Origin of the sequence: Anaerobutyricum hallii (genome assembly GCF_900209925.1) — a bacterium.
Classification (GTDB): domain Bacteria; phylum Bacillota; class Clostridia; order Lachnospirales; family Lachnospiraceae; genus Anaerobutyricum; species Anaerobutyricum soehngenii.
The window spans coordinates 2,407,779-2,428,586 of sequence record NZ_LT907978.1; the positions used below are offsets into that span (position 1 = coordinate 2,407,779).

General features: G+C 38.0%; 10 protein-coding genes. All 10 read right to left on the reverse strand.

Features of this window, described 5'->3' with window-relative positions; all coding sequences use genetic code 11:
* Positions 1-52: 52 nt before the first annotated feature.
* The 10 genes from EHLA_RS11055 to EHLA_RS11100 all read right to left on the reverse strand — a co-directional run bounded on the left by EHLA_RS11055 (position 53) and on the right by EHLA_RS11100 (position 20,802).
* Positions 53-7,924, reverse strand: coding sequence for an InlB B-repeat-containing protein (locus tag EHLA_RS11055; RefSeq protein WP_096240862.1), 7,872 nt, complete (start codon positions 7,922-7,924; stop codon positions 53-55).
* A gap of 282 nt (positions 7,925-8,206) precedes the next feature.
* Positions 8,207-8,725, reverse strand: a complete 519-nt coding sequence (ilvN, locus tag EHLA_RS11060) for an acetolactate synthase small subunit (protein WP_005347646.1) — start codon at positions 8,723-8,725, stop codon at positions 8,207-8,209.
* Between the two features lie 12 nt (positions 8,726-8,737).
* Positions 8,738-10,471: a biosynthetic-type acetolactate synthase large subunit gene (gene ilvB / locus EHLA_RS11065; RefSeq protein ID WP_096240863.1), complete on the reverse strand. Its 1,734-nt coding sequence runs from the start codon at positions 10,469-10,471 to the stop codon at positions 8,738-8,740.
* Between the two features lie 183 nt (positions 10,472-10,654).
* Positions 10,655-12,946, reverse strand: coding sequence for a hydratase (locus EHLA_RS11070; protein ID WP_096240864.1), 2,292 nt, complete (start codon positions 12,944-12,946; stop codon positions 10,655-10,657).
* A gap of 243 nt (positions 12,947-13,189) precedes the next feature.
* Complete coding sequence (locus EHLA_RS11075; RefSeq protein WP_096240865.1) at positions 13,190-14,122, reverse strand: cation-transporting P-type ATPase; 933 nt, start codon at positions 14,120-14,122, stop codon at positions 13,190-13,192.
* A gap of 136 nt (positions 14,123-14,258) precedes the next feature.
* Positions 14,259-16,220, reverse strand: a complete 1,962-nt coding sequence (locus EHLA_RS11080; RefSeq protein ID WP_096240866.1) for a fructose-1,6-bisphosphatase — start codon at positions 16,218-16,220, stop codon at positions 14,259-14,261.
* Positions 16,221-16,350: 130 nt separating this feature from the next.
* A complete protein-coding gene (clpX, locus tag EHLA_RS11085; RefSeq protein WP_242970773.1) occupies positions 16,351-17,889 on the reverse strand; it encodes an ATP-dependent Clp protease ATP-binding subunit ClpX in 1,539 nt (512 codons plus the stop codon).
* A gap of 117 nt (positions 17,890-18,006) precedes the next feature.
* On the reverse strand, positions 18,007-18,711 hold the full coding sequence (ispD, locus tag EHLA_RS11090; protein WP_096240868.1) for a 2-C-methyl-D-erythritol 4-phosphate cytidylyltransferase: 705 nt from the start codon (positions 18,709-18,711) through the stop codon (positions 18,007-18,009).
* Positions 18,712-18,853: 142 nt separating this feature from the next.
* Complete coding sequence (gene tsaD / locus EHLA_RS11095; RefSeq protein ID WP_096240869.1) at positions 18,854-19,885, reverse strand: tRNA (adenosine(37)-N6)-threonylcarbamoyltransferase complex transferase subunit TsaD; 1,032 nt, start codon at positions 19,883-19,885, stop codon at positions 18,854-18,856.
* A 5-nt stretch (positions 19,886-19,890) separates the two neighbouring features.
* Positions 19,891-20,802: a ribonuclease Z gene (locus tag EHLA_RS11100; protein WP_096240870.1), complete on the reverse strand. Its 912-nt coding sequence runs from the start codon at positions 20,800-20,802 to the stop codon at positions 19,891-19,893.
* Positions 20,803-20,808 lie beyond the last annotated feature (6 nt).

The window sequence follows — 20,808 nt, forward strand, 5'->3', positions numbered from 1 at the left end:
AGTGGGTTAAGGCAGTCTTATTTCAAATACATTTATCAGCGAGACTTTCTTTTTAAATATTATCCTTTTTTCTTTTTTGGAAATATAGGATAATAAAAATCATGGAGAGTGAAAGTAAACCTACTAAAAGATACACCGCAATCGTATTGTTATCTCCTGTTTTCGCTCCTGGTGTTCCCTGATCTTTATTTTTTTTCATAGGTTTGTTATTTTCTTTTAAATTGACTTTATCATAATCGTTCATTTTTGGTGTAATCGGAATATCACTTCCGTCCTTGTTCTTTCCTTCTAAAGAAACTTCATTTTTCAAAAATTTTATTGATGGAATATCTTTCTTTACCTTTGCTGTGTAAATTAATTCCACAGAATCCCCCGCTTCTATTTTATCTAAAAAGACTTTTTTGTTTTTTATTTCTTTTACTTTAACCGTATTGCTCTTCTTACTTCGTATACTGCTTCCTGCTTTATGAGCAAACCCTTTCATTTGTACATATTTTTTCAACTCTTTTGACGGTTCTTCTTTTATTGTTATATTTCTTGCACTTGCTGTTCCACTATTCGATACAGTAATTGTAAACTTAATTTCTTCTCCGGCTTTATATGTTCCATATTTTCTTTTTCCTGTATACCTTCCATTCTCTAAAACAATATTCTTTGTTTTATCTGATTTTTTCGCAACAACAATGTCTGGCACTCCTATTCCTACGGTATCGTTATCTGTCATTTCCGGAGTTTCGATTATATAGATTTTTTCTCTCTTTCCATTGTCATTCACTGTTTCATATTGTGCTGTGATATGGATAGCATTATTCAAATGTGTGCCTGCCTGTACACCTGTCTGTACCTCTGCTTTCATGTGTAGTACTACACTGTCTGCTGCTTTTAATTTATCTAAATGTACTATGTATTTTCCTTCTTCATCTTCTTTTTCTGGCATCCGTTCTACACAAACTGTATTTCCCTGCTTTGTTGTAATCTGGCCTGAAACAATTGTAACAGTACCTGGTTTTATAATTTCCTGTAATGATTTATCCATGAAATCTTCTACTACCAAATCATACAGGTCCGCTGTTCCTTCATTACTTATATTTACTGTATAATCTATCACATCTCCGTATTCATAAATGCCTTCTTTTTTTATGCCTTCGTAACGCCCTTTTACTAAAGTGACTCCTTGTGTTTTATCTGCAAGCTTAGAAACTTTAGCAACCGGAGTACCTGGAATATTGATAGTATCTTCATCTTTCATTAATTCCGTAACTGGAATTTCTGTATACTTTTTACTTTCTTCTTTTAACTCCTCTATTGCCAGCTTTTGAATCTCTTCATAGGCTTTCTCAATTGCTTTCCTGGCTTCTTCTGCCATCGGATCTTTCTTTGTATCTTCCTCCGCTTCGTCTTTCTTTTCATCGCCTTTATTATTGTCATTCTTATCTTCTTCGTTTTTATCTTCTTCTTTATCTTCTTTTTTATCCTCTTCCTTATCCTCCGGATTATTCGTATCTTCTTTTTTATGTTCATCCGCCTTGCTCCAGCATGCATATAAATCTACATCTTTTTCCGGCATTACATACCACTGTGTTGGCAGATATTCTGCTTCTCCGGTCTTTTTCGTACTCCAGCCTGTGAATTTGTATCCGCCGCATGAAAAATAATTTTTATTTATTTTTATTTTTGTTCCTGCATATGCTGGTGTTTCTGAATCGATTTCTTTTTGTTCTTCTTTCGTTTCTTCTGCTTTTGATGGATAATTTGAGTGGTACACTAATTTATATTGTTTTACATCTTTTGACCACTGTGCATATAATACAGTGTTTTCTTTTAAAGTAAACTTTTCAGATGGTGCATAACGCTTTCCGCTTCCATCTGTCTTTGTATTCCATCCTACAAACTTCTTTCCATTATTGTGGAATGAATTTCCGTCTATTAGCACTTCTTTTTCTTCATCTTCACCATCATCAGAAAAACATTCTGCATCTGTGTATTTTTCTTCTTCTTTCGTATTAGAAGAATAGATGAGCTTCTTCTGCTCAATCTTTTTCCACTGTGCATATAAATAAATATTCTTTGATGGGATAACGAAGGTATCTCCGGAATTATATTGCTTTCCACTTCCATCTGCTTTTGTATTCCATCCAGCGAAAAGATAATCTGCATAGAAAAATCTGTTATTCTGCAATAAAATGCTGTTTCCTGCCTCTTTCGGAGTTTGTGGATCTACAGAAAATGCTGTTGTATTATTATTTGCGCGATAAAAAACATGATACTTTTCAATGTCTTCTGCATTATCCTGAAGTTTTTCCCACTGTGCATATAAAATTATGTCTGTATTGATTTCTTTTTCTTCTCCTGGTTTATAAGCATCCCCTTTTCCATCCGGTCTTGTGTTCCATTGAGTAAACATGTAACAATCCCTGCCGGCTTCGTAGCGATAGGCATTTCCATCAATTTGGACTTTGTTTCCTGCTTCACATGGAGTTTCTGCATCTGTTCTTCTCTTTCCACTTCCATTATTGGCATCATACTGTAAATGATATACCGGTCGTTTCTCCCACTGTGCATACAGATTCAGGTTTCTTGCTGGCATTGCCACTACCTCTTCCGGAGTATATTGTTTTCCTTTTCCGTCTTTTCTGGTATTCCATCCTTTGAAAGTAAAACCTGGATAAGAAAAACGATTTTCATTTACCGTTAATAAAGTACCTGCCAGTCTAGAATTCTCTTCATCCGCTTCTATCTGTTCTTTTTTATTATTTGAATGATAAATCAGATTATAAACTGGATATTTTCTCTGATTATTATAATCTTGACTTGCTTCCTCTTCTTTTTCATCCGGATTTTTCTTCCACTGTGCGTACAACTTTACATCATTTCCCGGCATATTATATACTGTATCTGGATTCCATCTTTCTCCGCTTCCATCCGGATTGGTATTCCATTCTGTAAAATAATGTCCTTCATATAAAAAGGCATTGCCATTTACAGTGATCTTGTTTCCTTCCCTGCATGGAGTTTCACTGTCAGTTTCTATTTCGCCGGAACCATTGTTCGCATCATACTGTAATTTCCATCTTCTTTTCTCTTTTTCCATCTTTTCTTCGTACTCTTTGTATGCTTCTTCGTTGCCCTTTTTATAACGAGCTGTAAGTTCTACTATATTTTTCAGTTCAAATAGATTCCCAACATCTAGACGGACTTTTCCTTTTAAGAATACATCAACGGCATCTCCTGCTGCCAGGAAATCCATCCATAATCTTTGTGGTTCTTCTAGACTAGTTCGAACTTTTCTTCCATTCTGTGATGTATATATACTTTCTTCAAAAGATACGCTTTCTTTTTCTAAGGCTTTTTCCAGCTCCTCGCTAAGTGTATCCTGCAAATACAAATCATACAAATTAGATGTTCCATTATTTGTTACTGTAATCTTATAGGTAACAGTCGTTCCGTTTTCATATACTCCTGAAATTTTTGCTTCTGCATTATATCTTCCTGCTTCTAATACTGCTCCTTTTGTTCTGTCAGCAAGTTTAGCCGCTCTTCCTTCCGGTACACCCGGTATCTCTATTTTATCTTCATCTTCTTTTTCTGGTACTTCCACATCTTTGTTTCCATCAAAATACCATCCATTAATACATACTTTATTAGAAACATTATAAATGTTGGCTATGCCCGGCAGCAAATCAGCTTCATAATATAAGACAATATAATCATCTGCCCACAGTCGGTCTGTTCCATCTCCATCTTCTCCTGTACTGCATAAAAGGAGCGTATTTTTATCTACTACCTTAGCTGTGATTTTCTTCTTATGAGCTGTAGTAAGAATATACAAGCCTTCCTCTGTTGTCTGCGTTTCATCAAAAATAAATTTTGCACTTTCTAAATTTACGATTGCTTTTAATTCATCACTCATAGCATCTTTCACCGTAATATTCTTTAATGCCGCTTCTCCATTGTTTTTTACTATAATAGAAAATCTGACTTTGTCCCTTGCACCATAAATTCCTGGTACCTTTATTCCTGATGTAATTTCTCCATTTTCAATTGTGATTCCTGTCGTTTTATCTGCTGTCTTTATGACATCTTCTCCCGGACTTCCTGGAACATTGATAAAATCCCAATCTGTGACAAGGCTATTCCCTTCTCCGTCTACCAGCTTATCTGTTGAAACATCTCTTAAATGAATATCTCCTTTTTCTTCTGTTCCATTATCTGCATACTTTGCTTCTGCATACACATCATTACGAAGTTTCCATGCATCTTTTGCATCTTCCTTTAATCGGACCTTTACATGAATGTCCACACTGTCATTCACATTTAAATGCTGCAGTACTAGCACCAGATCGGACTCTAAGGATAAATATGCTGCTACTTTATCCCCTTCTCTTGTTTTCAAAATTCCTGAATTCGGTACAACAAATGCTGCTGTTTCCATATCGGCATATTTAGAAAGTGTCTGTTCTGAAAATTCTCCTTTTCTATCCATATCATCTGTAAGCCGAATCTGATAAAGAGGAACATTTCCTGTATTCGTTACTCGGATAGTGTAATCTACCATTTCCCCTGCTTTATATATTCCTGCCTGTTTTTTCTCTATATAACGGCCAGTCTTCTCATCAAACAACACTGTTTTTCCTTCTTCATTCGTTGTCTTATCTGCAATCTTTGCAATGGAAAAAGCAGGGCGCATCAAAACATTCGATGCATCAAGCATATAGATTACAAATGGATTATTCTGCTCAATTCCATAAGTAAGTTCTACTTCATAAATGCCATCTCCCTTAATATGATCTAAGGCTCCTGTTGTTTCTTCTACGACATACTTTCCAATGTACAGCTCACTTCCTTCAGTGCTTGTTCCCTTTCCGTCTTTTCCTGTAACAATTCTGTCTGCAACACTGCCTTTAGAAATAAGTGGTTCCGCCTCTTTCAACGGTTTTTTATCCTCCTGTAAATCCCAAGGGGCATAAATATCTTCTGCTGCTTTTACTGTAAATGCAGCACCTTCTACGCTCTGATTCTCGTCATCTTTTTTCGTAATTGTTAGCTTTGCTTTCTGTAATGGATTACGATAAATCAAAGCTCCCGTCTGTCTCTTTCCCGTAACCGTATTTTCAAAAATAATATTACTTCCATCTTCTTTACTGTTCTCAGACAGTTCAAAAGTCCACTCCTGTCCTGTTAAGATACATCCTTTTGGCGCTTTCTTTTCTGTAATCTTATATTTTCCCAGATTATCCAGCGTATTTTTAAATGTCTCTTTATTCTGATAAACCGGATGTCCTTCTTCATCTTTCCCTTCTGTTAGTACAAATAATTCACGATAGGTACCTGTTGCAGCTGACCACTGGGATAATACAAATTCTGCTCCGGATAAATATGCTCCGGTATCCGTACTTTTTTTATAAACCTTTACAATATTTTTTCCTGCCTCATAATTCTTATTGATTAACTGTTTATTCTCTGTAATGCTTGCTGTATTATCAAATAGCTCCTCTGTTTTTAATGTATTTATCTCATAAGACCAGTTCGTATTCACTGAAGGATTCCAGATATTTTTATATTTTTCTGGAATAGAAATCTCTTTTATATAGTATGGTCCATTACCAAACGGTTCTTTGTAAAAAGTGTAGGATGGCATGGATGTAAACAATGCAACACCGTTATCATCCGTTGTTGCTGTATACAACGGTTCCTTGGCAGAATTCTTATCTGAACCTCCAAATAATCCAAATACAACGCCTTTTACTGGTTTACCTGACTCCTCATCTAGTTTTTTAACACGTAGCTTCATTGCAATTTTAGAAGCTACATCATTAGATTTTCTCTCTACAGCACTCCCTTTATCATTTTTAACATATAAAGTACCGTTATTACTTACTGCAACACTACCTTTGCAGCTTCCTGCCTCTGGTACCTTTTGCTTAAGTGTCTCATTCTCCTGATACCACTCTGCGATTGAACGATGAATCGCATGAAGCTCTTTGTCTGACTTTACTTCCACTTCTATATGTATATAATAAGTTCTCCCATAAAAAGCTGCCTTTCCAAGCCTTTCATCTACTGCTTTTACCTGAACCGTTGTGCTGTGATCTGCCTCCTCTCTCTTTATAATATGAAAATATGAAGTCATATCACTATAATTAATTCCCATTGTCTGGAAATTATTACTTACTGCCTCATCTGCATAGACTTTCACCGATTTTACATTTAGAAGTGCATCCACTCTGTCTTCAATCTGGAACATCGTATACTGTGCATTCTTCACATTAGAAGGTGTTGGTGCAACGGCGGAAAGTACATAGGTAAACACCTGATTTCTCTCAGACAGACCTGCAAACCTGCTTCCTTTCTCTGAATTCTGACCATTCACATTTCCCACATAAACAGACTTAATTACTTCCTCTGGTAATGGAGCAATTCCAACATCCGCTCTGACTCCTAAAAAGCCTGTACTGTTAGACCAATAGTATGAATTAGAGTTTTCGAGTGTACTTTCTGCCGGAATTCCATATCCTCCTTTTACACCATAGGCTGCATCACCACCAGTATCTTTCTGATCACATTTTGCTACTGTCCAGCGACAGTTCACACTACTGCCTGAAAAAATTCCCATTGCTGTTGTATGTTCATTATTACTATTTAAATCTGTACTTATTCGGGAAGATACATATCCCTTAGAGCCTGCAATCAAACCATTTTTATTATATTGTAGTTTTGATTGTGATGTATTAAACATGACTATCTTTTCAAAACCATTCCCAAAGTCTACCCCCTGCTGTGCATCAATATCACAAAACTGAATCATGCCCTTTATGCCGGCTACTGCTGTTGTTGTTCCACTATAATAGAATTCCAGACGAGTCTGTAGATAATCCGTTCCCATAACTGTGATTCCGATTTTAGACTTTCCAAATCCTATATAAGGTGCTTTTAAATCTTTATTCGCCAACTGCTTTCTGACAGCTGCTCCTGGAAATTTATATCCTGTAACGGTCATCTTCATATCTATGGCATACGTTCTCTTAGAACCATAATCATACCAGGTTCCTACATTAGTATAGATCGCATATGGATTCTCACTGCATTTATCAAGATTAAATACTTTAGACACAATACGCCCATCTTTTACCGCATCATATACATCACCAAATTGCTTCTCAGGTCCTTTCTTTACCGTTGCAAAAGAAACTCCCCCACCATTGCCTCCACCTACAGTAACCGTAGTTTTACTTGTAAAACGAGGGGTAAAATTGTATTGCTTCCCATTAGAATAACTTTCATAAATATATTTAGAAGCAACATTAGCATCCGCAACTACTGCAAGATTACCTCCAGAAGCTGCATTTACCTTCTTACTGTTTTTTTGTAACAGAAAATAATGACTTGTAATATCCGGCATAGTCACCGAATGATTCGTATCTGGGCGCACAGTTCTAAGCGTATATCCACTTACTCTTTCTAATTGCTCCCTCTCTTCTTCCTCCTTCGATTGCTGACTTTCTGTCGCTTCCTGTACTTGTTCGGGTTCCTTCGCATCTTTTATTGAAATATCTTCAATATCTTCTTCCTTCTCTGTCTGGCTTTCTGCTTTCTTCTCTGTCATCTCCTGTTCTTCTGGTATCACCTCATTCTTTTCTTCCTGTATTCTTACGGTATTATTTATAACATCCTCCTTATCTTTCTCTTCTTTTTTATCTTCTTTCTTATCTTCTTTATCCTTATAGTCCGATGAATCTTTTTCCTGATCTCTTTCTTCCTGACTCTTCTCTTCCTTTATTATCGTACTTTCTTCCTGGCTTTTCATCTGGTAGAAATCGTTAACTCTTACTGTACCTGTACCGGCAGCCTGACTGATCTGTATATTCGTAAATAAAATAGCTGTCACCAGTATAAATAAGAGTATCTGCTTTAACACTCTTCGCACGTTCTAACCTCCTGAAAATCATATATTCCTATCTATGAAAATATCTTTATATCATCTATCCCCCTTTCTTATCTAGGAATTTTTTTCCATTTTATTTTATCATCCTTTTTATTTTATGTCAATATTTTACTTTAATGTTTTATTTTAACTTGTTCAGAGATGAGGGAGGGGATAGATGAGAGATAAAAAAACACAGTATTGCAGGGATAAAAAAGGAGCAGGTAAAATGTCAAACTGCATTTTTACCTGCTCCATTATTACTATATCTGCAATGCTATGCTTTTATCGATCGATCATACTGATTGATTCAATAGCTACGATACCTCCACGAACTACTTCCACATGGTCAAACTTCCTTGTTAAAAGTGCGATAAGGTCATTATTTCTTCCTTCTGTATTGACACTCTCAAGTAATACACTATTAATGCCATAATCAATTGCTTTTGCTCCAAATACCTGTGATATACGGAAAATCTCACCTTTTTCAAATTCAGAACATTCATGTATCTTTACAAAAAGAATCTCCTTCATATGAGTCGGTGCATCAGTAATATCATTTAACTTAATTACTTCTACACAACGGTTTAACTGCTTCTTAATCTGTTCAAAAGTTGCATCATCCGAAGACAGACCGATTGTCATTCTTGATACAGTAGGGTCTTCTGTAACGCCTACAGTAATACTGGAAATGTTATAGGACTTTCCTGACATCATTCCTGAGATACGTGCCAAAACACCAATTCTATTCTCCACATACAGAGATACCCATCTTTTTTTCTTTTCTGTATTTATCTCTCTCATCTCTGTATCCTCCTATAACATAATGTCTTCAAAACTTGCTCCACCTTTGATCATCGGCATAACCAATTCATCCGGAGCTACCATACATTCTACAATAACCGGCTTCTTATTCTTTTCCGCATAATCTCTCGCTTCAAGAATCGTATCTCTTAACTGCTCATCCTCTGTGACAAAATATCCTTTTGTACCGTAAGCCTCTGCCATCTTCACAAAATCAGGAACATATTCCGGGCATACCCAGCCTGGTGTACCACACTTACCCTTACATGACTTATGATAACGCAGACAGGTGATCGTATAACGCTTTTTAAAGAACAATTCCTGCATCTGACGAACCATTCCAAGTCGATTATTATTAAATACTATATTAACTAACGGAAGTTCCTGACATACTGCTGTTGCAAGCTCCTGCATATTCATCTGGAATCCGCCGTCTCCGCTGATTGATACGATTGACTTTTCAGGACATCCGATCTGTGCACCTACGGCGGAAGGAAGACCAAATCCCATCGTGCCGAGTCCTCCGCTTTGTACCAGCCTATGTGTAGCATCTAACTTCAGATACTGAGATGCCCACATCTGATGCTGTCCTACGTCACTGGTAAATACCGTATCTCTATCTGCATATACTTCATTCAATGTCTCAATAATGCGCTGTGGATTCACTCCATCTTTCACTTCCATCTGAAGTGGATATTCTTTATCCCAGCCCTGTATCTCATCAAGCCACTCTTTATGCTCCATAGGCTCTGTATGTTCTAATATCTTTAAAATAGCTGCCTTCGCATCAGCAACAATAGGAATATCTACGGTTACATTTCTTGAAATTGCTGCTGATTCAATATCAATATGTACAATCTTCGCATTCGGTGCAAACTTCTTAATCTCACCTGTTACTCGATCATTAAAACGACATCCGATCGAGAACATCAGATCACACTCATCTGCTGTCTTATTCGCCGCATAAGAGCCATGCATTCCGATATTACCGATATACAATGGATGTTCTGTAGATATCGCACCTCTTCCCATGACCGTTGTAATTACCGGTGCATCTATCTTTTCCGCAAGCTTTGTCATCTCCCGCTGTGCATGTGCAAGATTCACACCTCCACCAATTAAAAACATTGGCTTTTTCGCCTCTTCTAACAGCGTTATTGCCTTTTTAAGCTGTCCTACATGTACCCCTTTATTCGGCTTATATCCGCGGATATTCACTTCGGTCGGATAAGAGGTCGACCCAAGTTCTGCCATAACGTCTGTTGGCAGGTCTACGAGAACCGGTCCTGGCTTTCCAGATCTTGCAATGTAAAAAGCTTCTTTAATGCGCTGTGCCAGCATCTCTCTGTCACGAACCATAATAACAAACTTCGCGATATTTCTTGTCACACCAATAATATCAACTTCCTGAAATGCATCATTACCTATTAAATGTTCTGGAACCTGTCCTGTAAAACATACTAATGGAATACTATCATAATTGGCTGTAGCAATTCCAGTTACCAGATTCGTTGCACCCGGACCACTGGTTACCAGACATACACCAACCTTGCCGGTCGCTCTGGCATAACCATCTGCTGCATGAATCAGACCCTGCTCATGTCTTGGCAATACAAGATCAATACCATGACAATCATGGAGTGCGTCTAGAAGATTGACGACCATGCCACCTGGATATGCGAAAATCGTATCCACGCCTTCTTTTTTCATTGCGGTTACAAACAGGTCATTTCCCGAAACCTTCATTCTTACTTCACTCCTTCTTTTCTCATTCATTTTCATTATTATTAATTGTCTTTGGTTATAACTTTTAGAAAATTTACATTCAAAAGTTAATAATCTTTTTTATGATATACCAAATACTTTCCTTTTGTCAATAGTATGTCTATGTATACAATTCTGTCTGGTGAACCGGGCGCAAAACAATGCTTACTGTCTGTTATAGTTGATCAGGCAGCCTTTGAGAATGATTTCTCTCTCGTCGTCTGTTAATTCTCCCATTTTCAATACAAATGGAACAAGACTTCCATCTTTTACAACATACGCTTCAAATTCAGATGCTTTTGCCTCTACTGCTTTTCTTACATCTGGAAGGAAAATGTAATCTCCATTCATAAATGGTAAGTCACCTTTTTCAATGAGGAATGGAAGCATACCCCAGTTGATAAGATTGGAACGATAACGCTTTGTTGCATATTCGTTTGCAATGTTAGCCCATCCTCCTAATACTTTCTGGCAGGATGCCGCCTGTTCTCTGGCAGAACCATCTCCTGGTTTTACCGCAAAGATTGTACTTCCGATTCCGATATTTTCATTAGTAATCTCTGCATACTTTGTATGGATCGCATCGATAACCGGTGCTAATTCTGTCAGTGCCTCTGCAGGATTCTTATCTGCTTCTACTGCTTCCTGCGCTGCTCTTACTTCTTTTGCACGTCCTACATACGCAGGATCTTTTCTTGAAAGAGTAAATTCTGCAAGTCCAAGTGGATTAGAACGGTAAGAAGACGTTTCTCCAGAAGGAATCAATTCATCTGTTGTTGTTACCGGATCATGAATCTCTGAAACAACTTTAAGTATCATATTCTCCGGAAGGGCGCTCATCTTTGGCCAGTCTTTAATATTTGGTCCAAACTTAATCTCTACAGAAGGATCTGCAACCCCTTTACTGTCAAAGACACGATTTGCATAAATACTGCTGTCAAAGTGATACTTTCTTCCGCTATATTCTACATCAAGATCTGTTGCAGGTGTAAGATATCCCTTATTTGCTGCTGTTGCTGCAATCGAACGGGCATCCATTAAAGCTACAGAAGCAATCTGTCCATTCTGTAACTTAGAACCTTCTCTGTTCGGGAAGTTTCTTGTAGAATGACGAATACTTAAACTGTTGTTTGAAGGAGTATCTCCTGCACCAAAACATGGACCACAGAAAGCAGTCTTTACGATTGCACCACTTTCCATAAGTGTTGCTGCTGCGCCATTCTTTACCAGTTCCATATAAATAGGGGTACTTGCCGGATAAACGCTTAAAGTAAATTCATCAGCTCCAATGGATTTCCCTTTGATGATATCTGCTGCTGCACATAAGTTTTCAAATCCACCACCTGCGCAGCCTGCGATGATTCCCTGTTCTACGTAAAGCTTTCCGTTATGTACTTTATCTGTAAGTTTAAAATCTACCTGCCCATCTAAACTTACAAGTGCCTTTTGCTCGCAATCATGAAGAACATCCATAAGATTTCTATTCATGTCTTCGATTGTATATGTGTTACTTGGGTGGAACGGCATTGCGATCATTGGACGAATCTTACTTAAATCAATCTTAACCATTCCGTCATAGTAAGCAACTGGTGCAGGATTGAGTTCTTTATAATCACCAGCTCTGCCATGAATATCATAAAAATCTTTAATCACATCATCTGTTTTCCAAATAGAAGAAAGACAGGTTGTCTCTGTTGTCATTACGTCAACTCCGATACGGAAATCCGCACTTAACTTCTCCACACCAGGACCAACAAATTCCATGACTTTATTATTTACATAACCGTTCTGGAATACAGCTCCAATAATAGCAAGCGCCACATCCTGTGGTCCGACACCCTTTATTGGCTCTCCTGTCATATAGATTCCGATAACGCCTGGCATATTGATATCATATGTCTGATTTAAAAGCTGCTTTACAAGTTCAGGTCCACCTTCACCCATCGCCATTGTTCCAAGGGCTCCGTAACGTGTATGAGAATCCGATCCAAGAATCATCGCTCCGCCACAGGCAAGCATCTCTCTTGCAAACTGATGGATAACTGCCTGATGAGGAGGTACATAAATTCCACCATACTTTTTCGCACAGGTAAGTCCAAACATATGATCATCTTCATTGATTGTTCCACCTACTGCACATAAACTATTATGACAGTTTGTAAGAACATATGGCATCGGAAACTTCTCTAAACCTGAAGCACGAGCTGTCTGGATAATTCCTACATAAGTAATATCATGAGAAGTCAGCTTATCAAAACGAATCTTTAACTTATCCATATTATCGGAAGTATTATGTGCTTCTAAAATACCATATGCAATCGTTCCTTTTGCTGCCTCTTCTTTAGAAGGTACATTTGGACCAATTACTGCCTGAAGCTGCGCTGCTGCCTCCGGAGTATCTTCTATAATCTCTGTTCCGTTTACAAGATACGCTCCTGTTTTTAACAGTTCCATCATTCTATCCTGCTATTAAAGTCTTTGCTCAAATAGCTTTTCCTTTCCTAAATTCAAAAATACCTCGACATTCCTGCTGCAAGATGCACATCATGCAACACATCCTATCTTCTTCTGCGCATCTAAAGCAATCCGCCAGAGGCTATATCAATAAATAAACTACGTTGATACGGATATCTGACAAGTTCCGCATCACTGCATACGTTAATTATATTAGCATAAACGCAGGATAAAATTCAATAATACTTAAGTGTTATTAATTTTCTCAAGACGCTTTGCATATCTGCGAAAAACTTCTCGTGCTATCACTTTTCCGATCATGAATACTGCAATAAAGAGACTTCCCACTTCCAGAATCCGCCGCATATTCCCTTCCTGATGTATATACAGCGATATTACAACTGACAAACACATAAATATGCACAAGCTGTCTAAAATCTGTTCTTCTACTTTTTTCAATGTGGATGAAAATTTTTCCTGTAAGGTAGTATTTTCTACTCCGCAAGCTTCTAATTGGGAATGTTCAATTTGTACATCTTCTTGTAACTCTTCTTGTAGTTCTCCTAATCGTAAGTCCCTTAAGTTCGAATCCCATTGCGAATCTTCTTGTGAACTGTCCATGGTATGTATCACGATTGCTCTTCCTGTATTTTCCGTAAAAACCTGTCCTGATTGATATTCCTTATATGGTTTCGTTAAACTAATCACCGAGCTGCTTATCTGTTCTCCCTTTTTTAATCGGACAATATCCCCTCTTAGTACATACTTCCATGGTATTCTCTGAAAAACACCCTCTCTGAGTACAATTACTTTCTTTGCTTTCGCTTCCTTCTGTTTAAAAAATATTTTTCTACTCTGGAATGCTGTCCTTATATTTATAATAATGAGAAAAAATAAAGTAAAGAATAACAAAAGTTGTATTTTCTTTGGAAAATAGAATATCCGGCTTATCCCACACAGATAAAGAAAGAAAAAGAAAAACGGATTCTGGCATTCTTTTTTTAAATAAATAAGCCAAATCCGTTTTTTCTCTTTTGCAATATTATACGTACCACAGATATGCCGCCTGCGCCTTACTTCTGCAAGACTAAGACCAGACTGCACATCTGTCCCGTATTTTAATTCTAAATATTCACTTGTTCTATTCTCTGCTTCTTTATACTTCCTGTCCATATTCATAGTAAAACCTCCGCTTCCTAAAAAATTCTAATAATACATCTTTTAAAAAGGCATCTATAATGTTTTACTAAATATATGTAACCTATGAAAAGAAATATACCTTTCACTTCTTTCTTTTCGATTTAAAGCAATTTCTCTACTCTTTTTCAAGAATCTGGCCGGTACGGTATGCGTGAAGAAGTTTTTCAAGATCGCTGATCTGCTCTTTTAACTGGCGGCCGGTTTCGGTATCTCCTACCTTCTCTCTTTGTGCGGAAATCTCACGAATAACCGTATCAGAATGTACATCGATTTCTTTTTCGATCACATCTTCTGTTGAAGTGAATGTCTCATGAGAAACCAGACGAAGGCCTCTGGAATTATAGATTAATGTATAGCCTGCAATACCGGTTGTTCCACGATATGCCTTTGAAAAGCCTCCATCGATAATCATGACCTTTCCATTACACTTAACCGGGGATTCTCCTTCTTTTACATGAACAGGCATATGACCATTGATAATGTGTCCTTTTTCTACGTCCACATTAAACTCTTTGAGGATATTGTTCACTACCTCTTCCTTCTCGATCAGTCGATAATAATGGTCTTTTCTTTCAATCTGTACTTCTTTATCTGCGATAAAATAGCGTTCAAATGTTGCCATTTTTTCCTTACCATATACCGGAGAATTCTCATTAGACCAGATATACCACATAATATCCTTACCATATTCATGTTCATCTTTATTATCCTGCTCGTAATACCCTTTTCTTGCATAGTATTCAAGCACATCATAAAGTTCTTTTCCAGAATACTGTTTATTACCGATCTTTACTTTACGAAACTTACCGTTCTCATCAAGGGGTACACATCCATGATAAAGCAGATTAGAGTTATAGCAAAGATACAGACCTCCCTTATTAAACAAGAAACGAATATGCTCCTGTAATTTCTCACAGTTCAGGAAATTCATGCAAAGGCGGTTCATCAGGGATTCTTCCGCTTCGGAAAGCTCATACGGATTGTTCGGATCTACCGTCGGGAAGGACTTATCAAGAAGTTCATACTTCTTTCCATCAATTTTGATCGTTCCTTCTTCATAATCAATCTTATCAAGAAGAAGTCTTCTGTCCATATTAAACTCCGGTCTTCTTTTAATAAGCTGTCCTTCTAACTTAAACTGGATAATCGCAATCGCTTTATGCATCTTCATATTAAGAGATACTTCCTGCAGATTAGAATCTTCCTGCGCATGCACACGAAAACACTGGCAAGGATCATTCGCATAAGTTTCTATTGCAAAACTTGCAAGAGGAACAAGATTGATTCCGTATCCATCTTCTAAGACATTGAGGTTATTATATCTTGCCGAAAGACGAATGACATTGGCAATGCAGGCTTTATTTCCGGAAGCGGCTCCCATCCATACAACATCATGATTCCCCCACTGGAAATCCACATTACTATGCTGCATCAGATGATCCATAATAATATGCGGTCCTGGTCCTCTGTCAAAAATATCACCGATCACATGCAGTCTTGTGACAACTAACTTCTGAATTACCCCTGCGATTGCAACGATAAATTCCTTGGCACGATTCAAACGGATGATCGTATCAAAAATCTCATTATAATATTCTTCCTTTTCTACAACACGATTATTCTCACTTAAAAGTTCTTCAAGAATATAGGAAAAATCTGGTGGGAGACTCTTTCTAAGCTTCGATCTTGTATACTTGGCAGAACTTTCCTTACATACAGCAATCAAACGGTGTAATGATACCTTATACCAGTCCTGAAAGTCTTCTTCTGACATCTCTAAACGCATCCGCTCCACTTTCTGTTCTGGATAATAAATCAAAGCCGCCAGACTCTTCTTATCCCTGGCACATAATGTATTACCAAAAACATCTTCTATCTTATTACGAATCGCTCCTGAGCCTGTCTTTAATATATGTAAAAACTGCTCATACTCACCATGTACATCAGAAACAAAATGCTCTGTCTCTTTTGGCAGATTCAGAATCGCCTGCAGATTAATAATCTCTGTACATGCTTTTGCGACACTTGGATACTGTGTTGCCAGGCTTTGTAAAAACTTCAGATTCAACTTCTCCATAATTCCTCCCCCTTATGGAATGATCCATATTTCTATATTTCTCCAAACTGCTGCTTTATGCCTTACCTATGTTACTCATGTAAATCAGTATCATTATCTTTCTGTTTCATCTTCGTTTTTATCTTTAGTTCTATCTTTTTGTTTCATCTTCGTTTTTATCTTTAGTTCTATCTTTCTGTTCCCTCTCCATGGAAGCAAGCTCTTTCTTCTTTTGTTCAAGCTGAAGATATGGACGCATCTCAATAAGCGGCGCCCCGTTATTACGAATATAATCTTCCGTAATGGTTACACGACCAATATTGTCATCCTTTGGAATCTCATACATAATATCCAGCATAAACTTCTCTATGATTGCACGAAGTGCTCTGGCACCGGTATCTTTTTCTAATGCCTTTTCTGCAATTGCAGTAAGTGCACCATCTTCAAACTGTAAATCAACTTCATCTAATGCCAGAAGTTTCTGATACTGTTTTAATATTGCATTCTTAGGTTCTTTAAGAATATCAACCAGCATTTCCTTTGTCAAGGCGTTTAATGTGAAAATGATTGGCAATCTTCCAATAAATTCCGGAATCATTCCAAACTTTCTGATATCTTCTACTGTTACATTCTGTAAAAGATTCTTTTCGTGATCATATTTATCTTTTAATTCCGCATGGAATCCAATAGAAGAATGCTGCGTCATTCTTTCTTTGATAATATCTTCTAATCCCGGGAAGGCACCTCCACAGATAAAAAGAATATTTCTTGTATTCATAACCGCCGTTGGAACCATTGCATTTTTAGAACTTGCTCCTACTGGTACTTCTACCTCACTACCTTCTAAAAGCTTTAACAGACCCTGCTGTACAGATTCTCCACTTACATCGCGGCTTGTCGTATTCTTTTTCTTTGCGATCTTATCAATCTCATCAATGAAAATAATACCTGTTTCTGCTCTTTCTACATCATTATCCGCATTCGCAAGCAGCTTTGAGAGTACACTCTCCACATCGTCTCCGATATAACCTGCTTCAGTAAGAGAAGTGGCATCACAGATTGCCAGAGGTACATTTAACAGCCTCGCCAGTGTTTTTACCAGATGCGTTTTACCGGAACCAGTTGGTCCGATCATCAGCATATTGGACTTATCAATCTCGATTTCATCCATAGTATTTGTAATTACACGTTTATAATGGTTATATACTGCCACAGACATGACTTTTTTTGCATAGTCCTGTCCAATCACATACTCGTCAAGCTGCGCTTTGATCTGATGCGGAGCAGGAATATTCTTTAATGTAAGCTTTGGTTCTTCTTTTTTATTTTTCTTCTTTTTCTTTTTTGCTTTCTTTGTTTTTGGTTTCTGATTGGAAAGGTTTCCTGATAATAACTCCCCAAGATTCATATCCTTTAAGTTGTTAAAATCCATATTGGAAAGGTCAAGGAACTGAATACCATTCCCTCCTCCAAAGCCAGAATTAAAAGAATCAAAGGACTTCTGCATACAGTCAGAACAAATGCTTAAGCCTGTTGGCATATGAATAAGCTTTGCTCCCTGCGATTCTGTACGATGACAGACACAACAGGAATCCATCTTCTTTTTGGAATCGTCATCCTCATCATCGTCATCTTCTTCTACTTCATAGTCCTCGTCATCAATTTCTTCCGCATTGTCATCTTCAACCATATCCTGCTCTTCTTTTTCATTGAAAATAATTTGTGTCAGAGCATCCTCTAATACCAGTTCTTCCTGGTTTCTTGTATTTTCTTTCTTCATTTCTCTATCTCTTTCTATCTCCCGTAGTTACTGACTCTGCCTTCTGCCTTTTAAGATTGCCTCACCAAGCAGCATATCTTCCGGTGTAGTAATCTTTATATTTTCATAACTTCCTTTTATCATGCGGACGCCACGAATGCCATATGTTTCCATCACCATGCCATCATCCGTTACAGAATCATCTTTGGCCTCCATCATTTTCCGGTAGGCTTCTTTTATTTCTTTTGTAATAAAACACTGTGGGGTCTGAATCTGCCACATACTGCTTCTTGGTGGCGTAGAAACTGCATAGCAATTATCATCTACGATCTTGATCGTATCTTTTACCGGCATTCCCATAACACAGGACTTGTCTTTTTTTACCTGCTCAATGCAAAATTCTATTAATTCCGGTGTAATAAATGCCCTGGCTCCATCATGGATCAGAACATAATTCTCTTCTGGGATAACACACAATGCTTCATATACCGAATGATACCGTTCTGCTCCTCCAGTAACAATCTTCTTTACTTTTTTATATGAATATTTATCTAAAATATTCTTCTGTGCGTATTCTACCTCACCTGGAGCGACCACAAGAATAACTTCGTCAACAGAACTGTCTTCAAAAGCTTCTAACGCATAGGTAATAACCGGTCGTTCTAAAAGAGTCATATACTGCTTTTGTATATCAGAATGCATACGGCTTCCTTTTCCCGCTGCTAAGACAACTGCTGTCACTTTATCTTTCATGTACTCCCCTCCTGTACTCTCCTATGTACTTTCGGAATCTTTTTGTGCTTAATTTTGTGAGAAAAACTCCGAGAGTACATTCCTTTATACTCCTGGAATCTTTTTGCACTTGGTTATATAAAAAGATTCCTGGTACAGATTCCTAACGTTCTCCAATCTTTAAGTTTGGCTTTGCATTTAAATCCCAGCCATCCCGGATACCTTTCTTATATTCATAATATCCTGCAACACCGATCATCGCCGCATTATCTGTACAAAAGATTGGTGACGGATGGTAAAATTCTAATCCGTTTTTGCGGCAGGCTTCTTCCATCTGCGCACGAAGAGAAGAATTTGACGCTACCCCTCCTGCGATTGCAACTTTTTTAATTCCAAGGCGCTTTGCCGCTCCCACTGTATGTTCTGTAAGCACATCTGTTACCGACTGCTGGAAAGAAGCTGCCACATCGGCACGATTCACTTCCTCCCCTTTCATCTGGCACTGGTTTAAATAATTCAGTACTGCTGATTTTAAACCACTGAAGCTGAAATCATCCGGTGCATCTGTTATTTTAGCTCTTGGAAATGCGATTGCCTTTTTATCGCCTTCTTTTGCAAGCTTATCAATCTTCGGTCCGCCTGGATAGCCGAGTCCAATTGCTCTTGCTACTTTATCAAATGCTTCTCCGGCCGCATCGTCTCTCGTTCTTCCAATAATCTCATACTCTCCGTAATCCTTTACGAGAACCAGGTGCGAATGTCCGCCGGAAGCTACCATACATAAAAACGGTGGCTCTAACTCTTTATGTTCAATATAGTTGGCGCTGATATGGCCTTCGATATGATGCACTCCAACTAATGGTTTCTTCGTCGCATACGCAATTGCTTTTGCTTCGGCAACCCCGACAAGAAGTGCACCGACAAGTCCCGGTCCGTAAGTAACAGCGATGGCATCAATATCCTCTAAAGAAACACCTGCTTCTTTTAATGCTGTTTCAATTACAATATTAATCTTCTCTATATGTTTTCTGGATGCAATTTCCGGTACTACGCCGCCAAATAATGTATGCAGTTTGATCTGCGTATAAATGGTATTTGATAAAACTTCTCTCCCGTTCTTTACAACAGCCGCCGCTGTCTCGTCACAGGAAGTCTCGATTGCCAGAATCAGCACATCCTTTTTATTTTCTTCCATGTTTCTTATTCCTCCTCAAATAACAGAGTCGTACTTTTTCCGTCCTTTCCCGCACTGGTACGGGCAAATATCTTCCGCACTTCTTCAAGATATACTTCCGGTCTTACCAGGGAAGGACTGTAGTGCGTAAGCCACATCTTCTTCACGTCAGCTTTCTTTGCCATTTCTGCCGCTTCATAAAATGTCATATGTTTATATTCTATTGCTTTTGCTTTCTTCTCCGGCTCACCATACATTCCTTCACAGATAAACAAATCCGCACCTTTTGCATGGTCTACAATAGACGCTGTTGGTCTTGTATCTGTAGTATACGTACATTTAATTCCTTTTCGTGCCGGTCCAAGAACCAGATCACTTGTCAGTATTCTGTCTGGCAATTCAATGGTTTCCCCCTTTTGCAGGCGGTTCCAGTATTGCATTTCTACATTGTTCTCTTTTGCTTTATTGATATCAAACTTACCTGCTCTGTCAATCTCTATCGTATATCCATAACAGGTTACATTGTGATTCACACGAAATGCCGTAATCCGGCATCCAGCTACTTCAATAACTTCTTCTTTTTCTTTTAGCTCACGAAAAACAATCGGAAATGGTAAATCCGGTGCAATTACCCTCAGTGAATTCACTACACGCTCTAATCCTCTTGGTCCTACCATTAATAGCGGCTCTGTTCTCTGTGCATTTCCAAGCGTTAAAAGAAGCCCCGGCAGTCCACTGATATGATCTGCATGATAATGCGTAAAACAGATGACCTCAATCGGCTTAAAACTCCAGCCTTTTTCCTTGATTCCCACCTGTGTTCCTTCACCACAATCTATTAAAATACTGTTTCCATTGTATCTCGCCATCAATGATGTCAGTTTGCGATATGGCAGCGGCATCATTCCGCCACAACCGAGCAAACACAATTCCAGCATAATCTC